10 protein-coding genes are annotated in these 14,798 nt (G+C 59.3%); 3 read left to right on the top strand and 7 right to left on the bottom strand.

The features are described from left to right. Positions 1-444: 444 nt before the first annotated feature. The 3 genes from dpdJ to dpdD are packed head-to-tail and all read left to right on the top strand — an operon-like array spanning position 445 to position 7,627. Positions 445-4,860, top strand: a complete 4,416-nt coding sequence (gene dpdJ / locus KME78_RS07695; RefSeq protein WP_219528067.1) for a protein DpdJ — start codon at positions 445-447, stop codon at positions 4,858-4,860. Continuing rightward, complete coding sequence (gene dpdK / locus KME78_RS67850; protein WP_372454889.1) at positions 4,857-5,393, top strand: phospholipase D-like domain-containing protein DpdK; 537 nt, start codon at positions 4,857-4,859, stop codon at positions 5,391-5,393. Before dpdJ ends, dpdK begins: the two co-directional genes overlap by 4 nt. Continuing rightward, positions 5,390-7,627, top strand: a complete 2,238-nt coding sequence (gene dpdD, locus KME78_RS07685) for a protein DpdD (RefSeq protein ID WP_219528065.1) — start codon at positions 5,390-5,392, stop codon at positions 7,625-7,627. Before dpdK ends, dpdD begins: the two co-directional genes overlap by 4 nt. A gap of 313 nt (positions 7,628-7,940) precedes the next feature. Here the strand turns inward: dpdD and KME78_RS07680 are convergent, their stop codons facing one another. From KME78_RS07680 to queE, 7 genes are all read right to left on the bottom strand, one after another. Continuing rightward, entirely contained in the window at positions 7,941-8,195 is a 255-nt protein-coding gene (locus KME78_RS07680) for a DUF6444 domain-containing protein (RefSeq protein ID WP_219528064.1), read from the bottom strand. Positions 8,196-8,549: 354 nt separating this feature from the next. Further along, entirely contained in the window at positions 8,550-9,659 is a 1,110-nt protein-coding gene (dbpB, locus tag KME78_RS07675; RefSeq protein ID WP_219528063.1) for a DGQHR domain-containing protein DpdB, read from the bottom strand. Further along, positions 9,659-10,894, bottom strand: coding sequence for a tRNA-guanine transglycosylase DpdA (dpdA, locus tag KME78_RS07670; protein WP_219528062.1), 1,236 nt, complete (start codon positions 10,892-10,894; stop codon positions 9,659-9,661). Before dpdA ends, dbpB (KME78_RS07675) begins: the two co-directional genes overlap by 1 nt. Continuing rightward, complete coding sequence (gene dbpB / locus KME78_RS07665; RefSeq protein WP_219528061.1) at positions 10,891-12,039, bottom strand: DGQHR domain-containing protein DpdB; 1,149 nt, start codon at positions 12,037-12,039, stop codon at positions 10,891-10,893. The genes dpdA and dbpB (KME78_RS07665) overlap by 4 nt, the downstream gene beginning before the upstream one ends. 966 nt (positions 12,040-13,005) lie before the next feature. Next, positions 13,006-13,800 (bottom strand): GTP cyclohydrolase FolE2, encoded by a 795-nt coding sequence (gene folE2, locus KME78_RS07660; RefSeq protein WP_219528060.1) that lies wholly within the window; start codon positions 13,798-13,800, stop codon positions 13,006-13,008. Further along, positions 13,800-14,159: a 6-carboxytetrahydropterin synthase QueD gene (gene queD, locus KME78_RS07655; protein ID WP_219528059.1), complete on the bottom strand. Its 360-nt coding sequence runs from the start codon at positions 14,157-14,159 to the stop codon at positions 13,800-13,802. The genes folE2 and queD overlap by 1 nt, the downstream gene beginning before the upstream one ends. Further along, positions 14,156-14,794, bottom strand: coding sequence for a 7-carboxy-7-deazaguanine synthase (queE, locus tag KME78_RS07650; RefSeq protein WP_219528058.1), 639 nt, complete (start codon positions 14,792-14,794; stop codon positions 14,156-14,158). The genes queD and queE overlap by 4 nt, the downstream gene beginning before the upstream one ends. Positions 14,795-14,798 lie beyond the last annotated feature (4 nt).

The following is a 14,798-nucleotide window of genomic DNA, read 5'->3' as shown; positions in this document are numbered from 1 at the left end:
CTCACAGTCGGTCAATAACGCATTGGACAGTGCTGGCAAGTTCTCCCGATCCCTTCTCGTCGACCTTAATCGATCCGTTGACACGAAGCGGATGCAAATTCGACCGGATGGGATCGAGCAGCCGATAGTCGCTTATCCCGGGTCCAGCGAGGCGCTGGCAGCCAGGCTGCGAGGGATCCAGTCGCTATTTGCACGCAAGGTCGAGAGTCTCAGCCCAGACGACTTGGTGAAGCGATTTCAGGACATCGTGAACGGCGCCGCATCGTGGACGGCGGATCGGCCGAAGTTGGACCAGAGCCTCGAACGCCAGCACCCGGAGGTCAGTGACTTCCTCCGCCAGGCGGCAACTGAGGATGGCGCGCCCTGGCGACTCATCACGTCTGCCGTCCGGGCTTGGTTGTCTGACCCCGAAAACACGGTGAACCTTAGGATCGTGCTGCGATCATGACTACTCTTGACCGTTCCGCTCTTCTCGCCGCTCTCGACGCCATCGAGGAAGCCGACGCACGGCATATCGCGTGGGGACTCATCGACGAGTCCTGGACACGAGACGGCCTTGTCGAATTCCTCCGGGAACATTGGGGCGGCCCCGATACGGAAGCCTGCATCGATGAGTTGCTGGCCGAAAACCTCTTAGTCCAGTTGCCTAGAGAATGGCCGGCCAGGTACCGGACTAGAATGTCTGAGTCGGTGCGCCTTTTCGCCAGACTCCGTCAGTTGTTTCCTGGCAAGCCCTGGCAGTCCGGAAGCCGACTGGTCTCAGACTTCCGTTTCCTTCGCAGGCCGCGAGCCTTTCCCGAGCGAGACTTCAAGCCTGCCGAGGTCCCCAAACTGTTGCAGGGGCGTGAGATCCCTGTCGCTGTTCTCTCTCAGGTCGGGCGTGTCCTGGCTGGACGGTCCCTGTCTCGCTTTCAACTCGCCGCTACAGCTGAGATCTTCTCGGCGCTTCGATCCAAGAGGGATCGTGGTGTCGTGGTCGGTGCAGGCACCGGAAGCGGCAAAACCCTTGCATTTTACCTACCTGCATTGTCGCAGTTGGCGGCTGCGGCCACCGGCTCGCGCCTTATTGCGATCTATCCCCGCAACGAGTTGTTGAAGGATCAGTTGGTGACGGCGTTGCAGGAGGTACGTTCCCTCCGATCCTCTGGCAGTCGCCTCCTGACCATCGGAGCCTATTTCGGGCCGACGCCATTCAGCAGCGATGGCGAACCAGACAGACGAGGCGGTTGGCGGAAAGACGGATCGTCTTGGCTCTGCCCATTTCTGACCTGCCCTGCAACTAACGGTGGCATTAACTGTGGTGGCGCGCTTGCTTGGGTCCGCCCTCCAGGCCGCCCCGCCAGTCCTGTGGACTGGGGACATCTAACGTGCCAGACATGCGGTGGCCAGGTCACTTCGGACGAACTCCGACTGACCCGCACTGCTATGCAGAAGCAGGTGCCCGACATCCTGTTTACGACCACAGAGATGCTGAATCAGCAACTAAGCGACGGGTGGTCGAGGCACGTCTTCGGGGTAGGGCAGGGTCAAGCACCCGATCTCGTCCTGCTCGACGAGATCCACACCTACTCAGGCACGAGCGGCGCCCAAGTTGCCTATCTACTCCGGCGCTGGCGCAAGCTCATGAGCCGCCCAGTCACTTGGGTGGGCCTGAGTGCCACACTGGCAAATGCAGCCGCGTTCTTCGCTGATCTGTGCGGCCTTTCCCCCGAATCTATAGCTGATGTCCGTCCTGATCCGGATGCAATGAAACGCAAGGGAAGCGAGTACCAACTCCTCCTTCGCGGGGATCCCGCCTCTCAGGCAGCTCTGCTGTCGACCTCCATCCAGAGCCTCATGCTGCTGCGGCGGATCCTGGACGAGAACGGAGTCAGCCCTGGCGGGCCGTATGGGACACGGGTTTTCGCTTTCCTCGAGAACCTTGATCTGGTTAACCGGCTCTACCGCCAGGTGCTGAACGCAGAAGGCCGCGATCCCTTCGGGAATCCCGATCGCCAAGGACACGTCCTCGCCAGCCTCCGTATCCCGGATGACGCTGCTCGCTACGCTGGGATCAGTGACGAAGCGGAATGGGATCGTGAAGGCCAGTTTTGGTGGCTTCCAGACAAGCTGGGCTTCGCGACACGTTCTCTACAAATATCCCGGACATCGTCACAGGACACCGGCGTCAGCCAGTCCACCGACATTGTCATTGCAACCTCGTCCCTAGAAGTGGGATACGACGATCCCCGAGTGGGGGCGATCCTTCAGCACAAGGCGCCGCGTGACATTGCACAGTTCCTGCAACGCCGAGGTCGGGCCGGAAGAGTACAGGACCAACGTCCCTGGACCGTCGTCGTGCTTTCAGATTACGGGCGCGATCGGTTGGCCTTTCAGTCGTACGAGACGATCATTGACCCATCGGTTCCGGCCAAGAACCTACCGTTGGGGAATCAATCTGTACGCAAGATGCAGGCCGCGATGTGTCTCATTGACTGGATCGCCGTGCGACTTGGCGTCGATGGATCGCAGCGTTGGTCCGTACGCAGGATCCTTTCGAAACCCGGCGAAAAATCTGGCCTAGTACAGGCGTGCCAGCAACTTTTAGTTGAGGTCCTCGAAGGCGGTGCTGCTCAACAGGACCTGTTCGCCTTCGTCCAGTCGAGTCTCAGCTTGAGCCGTGAGGAGACGCAGAGTATCTGCTGGGAGTATCCTCGCTCGCTCATGCTCGAAGTCGTGCCAACCGCCTATCGCCGGCTGACCAGCAACTGGTCCACCGTACAATCGCGGGAGGTAGTCCCGGGCACTGACATCGTCGCGCGGCAGCCACTACCAGAGTTCATTCCGTCAACGTTGTTTAGTGATCTCGCACTTCCGGAAGTAGAGATTGTCCCACCGCCTAATTACGACCCGGCGGCAGAAACGTCCATGCCAGTTGGAATGGCACTCAGCGAACTCGCTCCAGGGAAGGTAACGCTTCGCTGGGCCGTGCAGAAGGTGCGGGGCCTATGGATCGAGGCACCAGCATACGGGGTGCTTGATCTTGACGCCGGGTTGGCTTCCGGCGGTGAAGTGATCACCAATGTCTCTACGCCGGATGGCCCCGTCCCCGTGGTCCGGCCCGTCGTTATCCGCCCGACTGTACCGCCGCCCCACGTCCAAGCAACCTCCAACGGTTGGCTCAAGTGGCGTTTCGCCATCGACGATGACGAAGAGGGAACGCAACTGCCCCGTCCGCGCAACAACCCTCTCGGCCAGTTGGTCCCTGAGGTAACAGCGTTCCTAAATGCTGATCGCGGTCCCCTGCAAACCTGGCGGTTCGCGCTGGAAGGTACGGCCGAAGTCGTGATGCCGGGGACTCGAAGGCGCCAAAACCTCACGTTCACGCGTCGGGAAAGACGCGCCGCCGTCGGCTTCGCCAGCACCATCGATGCGCTCCTTGTCACCGTTGCCGTGCCGCAGTCACTGGCCGCCTTCAAGCTGGATACCGATCCCGGCAGGCTTCGGCAATTGCGCACGGATCGGTTCGCGCACCTTACCCGTGAAGGTCTTGAACAAAGCGGCTTAGGCCCATTTACTGCGGCATGGGTCACCGACGTGGTCCTATCGGTAGCGGCTGACGCAGTGCTTCGCGGAGACGGCATCGATAGCCTGCTCGGACTCGGGCCACAACAGTGGCAGTCGCTGGCAGCGAGCGTAGTAGACGGCGTCCTTCTCGCCACCAACCATACCGAAGTCGACGAGACGCCCCTTCGAGATACAGTTCTTGACGCCCTTCAGAACTCAGACACAATCCAGGTTCTGGAAGAGACAATTCCAACCCTTAACGAGAAGCCCGACCAGACATGGCTACCGTGGATCCGGTCTCGGTTCATGCACACCCTAGCCGCGGCCTGGCAGGCCGCGGTACAGCAAGTCTGCCCCGATTTCAACGTAGACGCCGATGCCTTGGTAGACATCCTCGACGAGGGAGGGCCGCGCGCACGCATCGTCATGTCTGACACCGTTCCGGGTGGCGGTGGATTAATCGAGGCCCTGACTCGCCGCCTAGCGGACGATCCGCGGAGATTTGATGCCCTCGTCGCGGCAGCTGTGGAGCCCTCGGACTCCGAAGAGGTAGACCCATCGCTACGCCGGGTCCTGGAGTTGCTGGCGACCAGTGCTCCGGTCCGCGATGCGGCACAGCGTTTCCGGGCAGGAGTAGCCGACAGACTGCAGGCGTGGCAGGATCTCAACGCTTGCCTTGCCGAGGAGGGAATCCCCCAGACGCATGCGAATCTCACCGCGCTGTCAACGCGCATATTTCGGCCGGGATCAGGCGCCGAGAGTGACGATCTTCTCCGCCTGGCTCTGGACCGCTGGGATGACATCGACGTTCGCGCCGGATTCGCGATTGACCACCGCGCCATATGCGCGTTCCTGGCAAAAGACGATCAGGTGCTCGACAAGCTTAGGCGCGTTGCGGCTCCCACAAACGAAGCAGATTCACAGACCAGAGCGCAACTGGTCCTTCTCAGCCTGCTGTGGACGCGAGCATACGCACGGCGCCCGGAAACGCTACGAGCAACCAATCGCTTCATACAAAACCCCCTAGCCACGGAGAGAACTCTGCTGAGAGACGTGCTGCCCACTCGGCCTGCGGGTGTCGATGTTGACAGTGAAGAGTGGCGCGACGCCCTAGCCTCTGCGCTGCGCACCCGCGGCACCGCCCGACTTGTCAGCAGTTCCGGCAGGACATCGGTTCTAGCGCGGGCGGTTCGGGAGTTGATGGTTGACCCACTCGAACTCGATTGGCTGCATGTCTATCCACAAATGGAAGGGATCATTAGGGAAGACGGTCGGTACTCAGTCTCAGTCTCGCTTCGAGAGGCGCCGCAATGAGCACGCGACTCATCCATAGGTCAGCGGCCTCACCCAGTCGAGACCTTACAGAGTGCCTTGAGGGTTTGTTCCTCTCCGAACTGCTAAACCCAGGAAAACGCCTGCTCGTTGTCTCGCCCTGGATGTCGGACTTTCCAGCGCTGGACAACCGAGGTGGCAAATTCACTTCACTCAATGCAGCCTGGACAGCGACGTTCGTACCATTTTCCAGTTTACTTCGGGCAATGCTCCAGCACGGCGCCTTTATCCGACTCGCCTGCGGCCCTGGCGATCGTGAAACGGAACTCCTATCACGCGTCGAGCAGGCCGCATCGCTGGACGGGACCACTGCTCGCCTCTCGCTCACTCGACTGCCACGGGAGCATCGCCTATTCAGCCATGAAAAGGCACTGATAGGTGACACATGGGCAGTCTATGGATCAATGAATCTTACCTATAGTGGAGTTACTATGAATGGGGAACTTATCACGGTCACGACAGATGCCGCACGAGTTGCAGCGGTCGCAACCGAACTACTTGGCCTCTTCAAGTGAACTCCATCCTCCCCGATGCGGCGTGGACCAAGTTTATTGCGGCCTTCTTTTCACCGCCCAACGAAATCACCGCCACCGGCAATGAAGCGGCCGAAAGAATTATCGCCCAAGCTGAAGCGGCATGGTTTGCCAATCCAGCGTCTCCCTTTGTTCTCCCGGTCAGTGCATCCAGTTGGACATACTGGTATGTAATCTTCCCTGATCAGGATCAACAACTGTGGATTCGCGATCTGATCCAGGCTTACGTAGGATCGTGGATCGACTTTTCCGGACAGCCTGTCCCCGAGGACTCCGATTTGCCACTGGATCAGGCCGTCCGTGCGCTCACTGGCCCGCAAGGCTGTTCATACCGGCTTCTGGTCCCGAGGGATGCCAATGTGGAAGCCAGAGTCCGCGAAGGCTTAGTCCGGCTGACTCGCTCACTTGTGGCCCGTCCCTATCGAAGGATCAATCTGGCTTTGCCGTTGGGGCGACTCATCGGCGACTTCTGGGACTCCTGTGCTTCTGGAGCGGAGGCCAGGACTGAAGAAATCCTGAACGTCCTAGAGAAGGATCATCGGCTTTCGAGGGCCAACAAACTGTTTCTACGGTTGCAGTATCTGGCAACCTTCGAGCAGTGGGATCGGCTTGAACAGTTCGATGAACTTCCGGACCTGATCCGCCTTGACCGGCCCGTCTTGGCTTCGGATGCACTAGCTCGCCTCGCCATGGCCCGCCTTCCAGATACGGCCGACCTCACAGACTTTGTGCGATCGACTTCAGCGTACGGATGCCTCCTGGGATCGGCGACCATGATTAGGTCAGCGGCCGGGGCCCAGTACTACGCCTACTGGTCGCTGTCATCAGGAGAGCCGGCTGAGGTCGTCGCGGCACGCCTCCTCGAATCGGGCTGGCTTGATCGAGCCAACGGCCGGCGCGACCTTGCGGCTCTACTGTCCGTGCCGGGCACACTCGACCGGACACCAACCGGAGAGCCGGACCTCGCCGAGCTGCACTTGGCTCTCGGAGGAGGACGCCTCGACGCCGCGATCGAGGTCCTTGCGCGAGTCACTCCGTCCGCCACCTTGCTTCCGGTCCTCCTCGAACTGGTTACAAAGACTCTTAGCAACCGCTCGATACAACTCCTCCAGCATTGGCGGGGGCAGCTCGTCGAGTCAGACATCTGCCACATAGTGTCTGGCCGACTCGCAACGAGTGGGAACCAGGTCGCCATCGCTGCCGAGCCTATAGGAGTAACGCTCAAGGCCGTATTCGCCGACGGCATTAGCGCCACTGAACGCGCTCGGACAATTGCTGAACTGCGAGCCCAGGCAGTCCCCCGCCTCATGCAGCCTGGAGTACTGCATGAAGTTGTCGACGTGGCGCGGCCTCTCAGTAGGTCACTAGACTCTTCCCTTCTTCCACATCTCATCGACCTGCTGCTCGACATGGAACGGAATCTCTTCTTGGCGGCCGGTGACGTAGCCGGGATCCAAGACCTGCGGTTGACTATCGTCGAGGCCTGGGCCCTGGGCGACGAGTCGGGCGATCGCCATCGAGCCGCCCGACTCCTCGATCTCGTCGCCCGAACTCTCACTACGGGCGTATCAGCATCGATCTTCGATGAACTGGTAGAGAGCCTTCGTGCCGGTTGGACACCGTTCCTGACTGACGCCGACCTGTCCCTCGGCCTCGAAATGATAGAAGTCCTTGCAGCAACACGGCCCGACGCGGCCGTGGAGATTCAAACGTTCGCTACGCAGATTCTGAGCCGGATTGGTCCACACAACGCACGGCGAATTGACGCCGTATTGCTGGAAACGGCCAAGATGCTGGCGGCAGACTTCGGGCTGGAACTGGCAATCCCACTAGAGCCAGATGGCCAAGCACTGAAGGCCGGCCTTCGGACCAGGCCACCTGAAGGTTGTTTCGTGGCGATATATTCCTTAATGGAGCCTGCAGCCAACCGGGCAGCAGCAATTGTGCGCGACTGGTACCCCGAAACCCGCGTCGAAACTTTCACTGATAAGGTGGCAAGCACAGCGCTAAGAAACGCTGCGAAGCAAGCCGACCTACTAGTCATCGCAGATAAAGCGGCAGCACACGCCGCGACAGATGCTCTCAAAAAAGCGCGTGGCCGTAAACCAATTAATTACGCGCTTGGCAAAGGATCCGCGTCTCTAGTAGAGGCGGTTATCGAAGGTTTCACCACAATTTTTGGCGATGCCGCCCATCGCACGGAGAAGCATAACTAGAATATTTCAGTTGGACTGCAGACGAATTTTTCCAGGATAAAGGAATCGGGCGAAGCCGCCAGTCAGCCTTTCAATGGGCGGCCGTGTTTCCGATTGCTCTACTCGCTCGACGAGGGTGTTCTCAAAAGAACTGAGCATGTATCCATTCACGCCTGTGAATGATCAGGCGTTACTCGGTGACCTGCAGCTTCACCGGCGGAGTGTCGAACACCTGCACCCGCGCGCCAACCCTGCCCTCCAGGCACGCCAGTTTGTGACCACACCCGGCACAGCCGGGCGGGCCGATCATGGCGACCCAGTCAGCGCTGGTCCGTCACACCAGCGCATGGCCGTCATGCCCCGACTGTCCGCCGCGCGGCCGGGACGAACGCCTCTTGGCCTTCTTGGCGCGCTTGTCTCGCGTCGCCGGACCATCCGAACCCGGCGGCATCGAGAAGTGGGACGAATCCATCCCCACCCGCCGATTCAACTGCTCGATCTCGGCCATCAGAGCAGCGATCACCCTGTCCCGCTCGGCCACTGCAGCCAGCAGTTCCTCACGACTCCAACTCGCGGAATCGGGGGCCACCAGCCCAAAGTATGACGACCCGTCCCAAGATCCCTATAGTCAGCAGAAATAGCGCGTCTACCCCAAACAAGACACCCAGCTCAACAGCAGGCCTGAATGGATACGTTCCACGCTCGTTTGTTCGCCGTCGTCGTCGAGCGGCTATACCACTTCCGTCAGTACTGAAACAGTCGTCGGCGATCGACTTGACGTCCGCGGCCGAGACGATCCATCGGCACAGCCCTGCTCCTACGACGTCATGTCCACCAGGTAGCCCATGGCGTCGATGCCAGCGCATCCCGTTATGCGGAATTTCTTGGTCTTTACGCTGCCCGCATGCCAGAGAATATCTCCGTACTTGATCGCCACTCTTTCTCAAAAGAGAGCTTCCTGTTTGATCAGATACAGCAAGCCTTCCGTTAGCAACCGGACGTCATTAGGTGTGTTTTGGAAGCTGTTCCACTTACGGGCCTCATTTGCGCCGAACTTCCACGCACCGCCCGTCCACGCAGCACCTACCTCGATTCGTTTGAGCGCGTCGTTGACTGCGCCAGCGATCTGCCGGGGAGGCAGATCCTCTGTGAGGTGATCCATGATGAATCCCATCGCCTGGATTCCCACGCCATGAGTGAGTCGCGAGAGCCTGGGAGGTAGTGACCATGCCTCGGGGAACATCTCGCGCACCAAATCCCAGTAAGCGTTGAGATGGGCCAGCATCTGGTCGATATCGCCGGCACCGTCCATGGGATCGCGATACTGATAGAGGGCACCCTGATACAAACTGTGCTCGATCATGCGGAGGATACTGTTGTCTTTGATGTAGCCATTGGGGGACGTTGGCGTGGCGATGATTCGGTAGAACGGGCCATTAAACGTCCCATTGAGGCGAGTCATCAGAGCCGCAGGAAGTTGGCGACGAGCATAAGCGGGTGGCAGGTGTGCGTTCGTATCCGGCAGGAGCTCGTGGATCAAACCCTTAGGAAGGGGTTTGGTGTTGTTGACGAGGATGAACTGAGCGCGCTGTTCGGCATCGTTGTCCGCTATGAAGCCGACAGCCGCGACAGGGAACTCCCCGATGTCGGCATCCCGGATGGCAGCACTTCGCTGCTGTCCGTCGACTACCCATGCCGGCTTCTGATCATCCTCTAGGGTCTCGTCCATGGGGACAACCAGTTCCCCGGGCACCGAGTAGCCGACCTCGTGACTCGTGACCCCGGCTTCGAAGCGAACACGGCTGTCGAAGGCGAGTACTAGCGCATTCGGCAGCATCGGGTTCTCGGACTCCAGGTAGCGCTGGATCGCCCGAATGTGACTAGCGACCTCAGGGCGCTGATACCCCTGGAGTTGGTCCTTCCCATCGCGACGTATGCGGGAGACCGCAGCGAACTCGTGGAGCCTCTTACCGTCGACGGCGAAGCAATATATACGGCGCGATCCCTGCCGGACCTCCAACGCTGGAAGACGAAGGATCTGGCGGTCGGCCATTAGTTCTCCTGTCCAAGGGGGTGCTTGATGTGGTGCATCTTAGTGGCGAACACCGACAAGTTATGAAACCCGCGACTCTTGTTCCGCTCAGATCCACGGAAGATGGCTATCTCAATACCATGAGCCGTACAGATCGTGCACTTGCAGGACTTCCAGGGCTTGGCTTCAAGGGTAACTCGATAAGCCGAAATCTTGCTCTTCTTTTTTTCCGGCTCAACCAGATTTTCATACTCTCCGAGAATCTCGATCACCCTGTCCACGTTTTCGAGGTCTACGTCATACGCACGAAGGCGCTTCATACATTCTCGCTCTGCGGACTTGGCTTTCGCCTGCGATATCTCGCCTGCCAGGATCCGCCGTTTGAGTACCGGGTTCCCGTCGACCTGCGGCACACGAATAGCGGTATACGCCACGCTCTCCGTATGATAGTTGTTACGGTCGTCCATGAACGCCTGCCGGAACGGCGAAGTGCTGTCGAAACTCGTGACACCATAGACGGAAAATTCTTCCATAGATGTCACCCTTGTGATCCCCAAGAGATGCAACTCTGTGGCGGGCAGGCGCACCTGATCGATTTCTTTTAGGCAAGCGAGGATGTCGTGCGTCTTCAGCGGTACCATACCTCCGAGGGCGATGCGCTGATACCCGAATTCTTGCAGGCATTTGACGCTGTCGGCATAGCTTGCCGGGCTCCATCCCTGCGCAGCGCCTACGGCTTCGATCTTGTTCCCTCGCTCTTGAACGCGGGTATAGAACTCAGCCGCATACCGCAGCGAGATCTGCCGTCGCTCCTTCCAAACGCGGTTCACCAATGCGTCGGGCACTGTCGGATCGTAGCCGAAGATCACATGATCGATACTAATCCCCGAATGGAAGTCGCAGCGCTCGTAGAAGTCCAGCACCTCTTCCGTTGTGTATGGTGGCAATTCCTCGTCCACATAGTTGAAAGCGCCGCAATCCCCAATGGTCACTACGTTCTCGGGCAGCCTGAAATATCTTGAGACACCCAATCGATACAGCCGCTCCCGCTGTGGCATCGAGTATTTCCCAGCTCCCCTCACTGAGCCGTCAACGATCGCTTTGCTCACAAGGAGTCCATCATATGGTTGTGGCTTAAGAACTTCATGAGCATATTTATCATCGCGCTGCCGCACGCGATACGGAGAATGCTCTTCGGTAACAAAATTGAAAGTCGGACTGATCTGATCCTGACTGTCTGGGAAGTAAAATTTCACGCCAGCTCCCTACGTGCAATCTGATAGACCCGGATGAGATAGTTAGAGAGCTCGTGAACGTGCTTGCTTACATTTTCGATCTCATTCCATCGGTGCCCTAGCTCATCCCAGGAACCCGAGGTCCACCTACAGTACGGGGCGATAATTTTTAGATGTTTCCGCACTGTCTCCGGAGCGTCTGCACGCAGTGGGTCTACGACACCCAAGATCCTGTCCATGAGTCGACCCATGGCTCTGATCCCCGCACCATGCATAAGCCGACTCTTCTCTGGAGGTTTCGCCCACGCCTCGGGGAATGTCTCTCTAACCGCCATCCAGTAGATGAAGAGCGCCTGAATGATCCCGTCGAAGTCAGTCTCTCCTCTACCGATATCCCGGTACGGATAAAGGGCCCCAGAAGGTGACGTGAGACTCTCCTGAATCATGTCCACGATTCCAGTATCCGTTACTACCGCGCCACTTTGCTTCGAGCCTGCTGTAGACGCACGCTTGATCAATCCGTAGAACGGCGAGCTCTTATCCGAATTCAGGACATCGCACAGTTGAGAGGGCGCCTTTCGGATTGTAAGGCGTGATGGAAGTGGGCTGTCGACCTCGGGAAGGAGTTCCGTTACAAGTCCACGAGGCAACGGTTTCGTGTTGTTGATCCGGACGAACTGATCCCGCTGCAGGTTGACCGTGTCAGCGACGAACGCAGTGATCGGTACGGGAAAGTCACATCGTCGTGTCTGTGCGAGCGCTAACGCGCGCTGTTGCCCATCAACAATCCAAGCCGGCTTGGGCTTCCCATGCTCCGGAAGGGGTATCGTGAGTCGTCCGGTATCGGAGACTCCGTCGTCAGGATGCCTGTTTCCACCACGAGTGCTCCGGAAATGTACTCGCGGCGATAGGGCCATGATGATCGGATTGGGGAAGATCGGGACATCGCTATCCAGGTATTGAACGATCTCGTGTATGTGCTTCTTAACCTGGGGGCGCTGGTATCCGATCAGCTTGCCTGCCTCATCTCTGCTCACCCTGGAAATGTCGGCGAAATCGAGAATCTCCTCGGCACGCAGCATAAAGACGTACAGAGGGTAGTCCTTCGCCTGGATGATCCGAAGAGCACGAACCTCGGTTGTACGCGACTTGGGTGAGGTCGTCATCCCCACTCCCCCGCCGCCGTCCGAGACTGTTCAAGGAACAAGTTTCTAAAGCGGGCTTGCTCGCAGGAGCGTCCTGAACTTCGCAACTCACGCAGCAGACGTGTAGCTGAGGTGGGGCCAAACTCAAGGCGTTCCTGGATGAACGCGCGGACTTGGTCGTCAGTCATGGGAGTGCCTGCCGGCTTGCGAGGGGCGTCAGGCGCGGAGGCGATGACCTCCCTCATGAGCTTGGCAAGCAACGGACGTCGCAAAGCATCCCCACGCAGGCCAGATTCCTTGAGCGCATACTCCGCAGCACGAACGTTTAGCGAGAGGAGACTGCCGCCCACCACGGTTCTGAGAGCTGCTGTCACCGGGACCACCAGGTCATCGATCTCTGGACAGCGTCCCGCGGGTCCGATCACGGAGAGACTGTCACTATCGGACAACAGCGTGGCTGCGTCACGTAGATCAGTTGAGCATGCTCGCAGGTAGGGTTCCGATAGGACGGCAATGATCGCGGAGTTAGGGTCTTGAGCCGCTAGCGCTGCGAAGGAACGTGGCTGGTCGCCCTGCGGTCCGACCCACTGCGACATCCGCGCCCACCACTGGCGGGTTCCTTCAGCGTCGCTGGCGACTGAGTCCCCGTGTCCGAGAGCGAACGTGGCCGCATACGGGGCGAGGGGCGTTGTGACGGGGATTAATCCATACCCAGCCGAGCAGACCCAGAGGGTTGCGTGCCCGCCAGCCACTTCAGCCAAGCGCCGAGCAATCAGCCAGTGTTCACCAGCGTACATACCGCTGGCCGGAACCCGAGAGGGTGCGGTAGAGATGCGCCTAACCCATTGGTTGCAGCGCTCATCGACATCTATACTCGGCAGGTTCCGCACTCGGAGGTCGTCGGCAACGGCGATGCGCTTACGGTTCGTGCACGTCACCACGACATGCACGGTTTGGCCGTTCTGGCCAACGCTGTGGTCCATATTTCTATGCGCCGTTCGGAGAGGTCCAGGAGACTACTGCATAGGCCGCGTGGTTGTGGATGCTCTCGTCGTTGACAGCCCGCACCCGGTATGCGGTGATGCAGTCGGAGGCCGCCAGGACCAGACAGACGTTGCGGACCATGTCTTCAACGAAGACTGGATTGTCGTAGCCGGCCATGGTCACATAGCGCTCATCCGGACGCTTGAGCAGCGCGTAGACCGGAGAGGAGGCTGCGCTCTCTGCGATGTCGATCAACTCATCGAACCACAGATCAGTCGAATGGTTGGACGGTTTGATCTCAATTGTGATGTGACCGCGCTGGTTGTGGGCACCACGGTCGCTGATGGCTTTGCTGCAGGGGCATACGCTGGTGACCGGTACGTCGACCCTCAATATTGATTGGGCGCCGGAATCGCTAGTGGAGGCCGTTACTGCGCACGTGTATTCGACGTACGCTCGCGACCGTGTGACGGGTGCCTCGCGTTCGAGGAAGTAGGGAAAAGCCAGATGCACGCGGGCGCTGGAGCTTCCCATGTGCTGCCGCAAGTCTTCAGCTAGACCGGTCGCAGTAGCGAGGGTCAACTGGTCGCGTGCACCATGAAGCGCCTCGATGAAGCGGCTTAGGTGAGCGCCCTTGACTTCGGGGCCGAGGGTGACCGACATGGCAGCCGTGGCGACGGTTTCTCGCTTGGCGCCCTGCCCGTCGGCGACGAGAATCGGGTAGCGAAGACCCTCGATCCCAACTTCGTCAAGGCCTATACCGCGACTGTCAGGAGTTCCCTGCACGTCCTCGAGCATCAGTTCTCCCCGCGGTAGACGCAGCCGGAAGTACAGGTCTCTCGAACAAGGATCGCCGACAGAGGCAGACTAACGATAAGACGATCCCAGATCCATTTCGCTAGAACTTCGCTGGTCGGGTTCTCGAGCCCGGGCACCTCATTGAGGTAGTAGTGGTCGAGCTGATCCAGAATGGGCTTGAACGCAGCCTTGATCTCGGCGAAGTCCATCAGCCAGCCCGTACCGGGGTCGACCTCGCCGCGGACATGTACCTCTATCCGGTAGCTGTGTCCGTGGAGCCTGGCGCACTTGTGACCAGGCGGTACGTTCGGCAGTCGGTGAGCGGCTTCGAACGTGAACTCACGGAAGATCTCGATCAACGGATTCCCAGGGTCTTGTGGGTTTGTACGCTCAACTGCCACTGCGGATGTTCGAGGCAGTACTCGATCGCAGCCTTTGTGTTGGCGACGAGGTCCTCGCTATCCATCGGTTGAAGCAGGAAGCGATCAAAGTCAAGGCCTTCGAAGAGTTCGGGCTCCACACCGGCCTGTGGGTAGACCAATTTCAAGTCCTGCCCTGACGTCAGTACCAGTTCAGTGCCGGCCTTCGGGCTCACACAGATCCAGTCGATCCCGCCGGGAGCGTGCTGGGTGCCATTCGTCTCGATGGCGACTTCGAAGCCTTCAGCATGCAGGGCATCGACTGCTTCGGTGTCCAGTTGCAGCAGGGGCTCTCCCCCCGTGCACACCACATACGGGCGGCTACGCGGATGCGGCTGTCCCCGCCACGTCTTGGCTACAGCAGCGGCGAGATCGGCTGCCGTGCGGAACCGGCCGCCGCCAGGACCATCCGTCCCCACAAAGTCTGTATCGCAGAACTTGCAGATCGCTCTGTGCCGGTCCTTCTCCCAGCCTGTCCACAGGTTGCAACTGGTGAAGCGGCAGAATACGGACGGCCGCCCTGCGTGGCTCCCTTCCCCCTGCAGCGTGTAGAAGATCTCCTTCACCCGGTACATGGCA

Origin of the sequence: Nonomuraea guangzhouensis, from assembly GCF_019396345.1 — a bacterium.
Taxonomy (GTDB): domain Bacteria; phylum Actinomycetota; class Actinomycetes; order Streptosporangiales; family Streptosporangiaceae; genus Nonomuraea; species Nonomuraea guangzhouensis.
Note: the sequence above shows the minus strand (reverse complement) of the source record. Positions and strands in the feature narration are given on the sequence as shown.

What these genes read in the sequence shown, in the direction of transcription:
- dpdJ (WP_219528067.1), top strand. Translation starts at nt 445, where the DNA reads ATGACTACTCTTGACCGTTCCGCTCTTCTCGCCGCTCTCGACGCCATC.
- dpdK (WP_372454889.1), top strand. Translation starts at nt 4,857, where the DNA reads ATGAGCACGCGACTCATCCATAGGTCAGCGGCCTCACCCAGTCGAGAC.
- dbpB (WP_219528063.1), bottom strand. Translation starts at nt 9,659, where the DNA reads ATGGCCGACCGCCAGATCCTTCGTCTTCCAGCGTTGGAGGTCCGGCAG.
- dbpB (WP_219528061.1), bottom strand. Translation starts at nt 12,039, where the DNA reads ATGACGACCTCACCCAAGTCGCGTACAACCGAGGTTCGTGCTCTTCGG.
- folE2 (WP_219528060.1), bottom strand. Translation starts at nt 13,800, where the DNA reads ATGCTCGAGGACGTGCAGGGAACTCCTGACAGTCGCGGTATAGGCCTT.
- queE (WP_219528058.1), bottom strand. Translation starts at nt 14,794, where the DNA reads ATGTACCGGGTGAAGGAGATCTTCTACACGCTGCAGGGGGAAGGGAGC.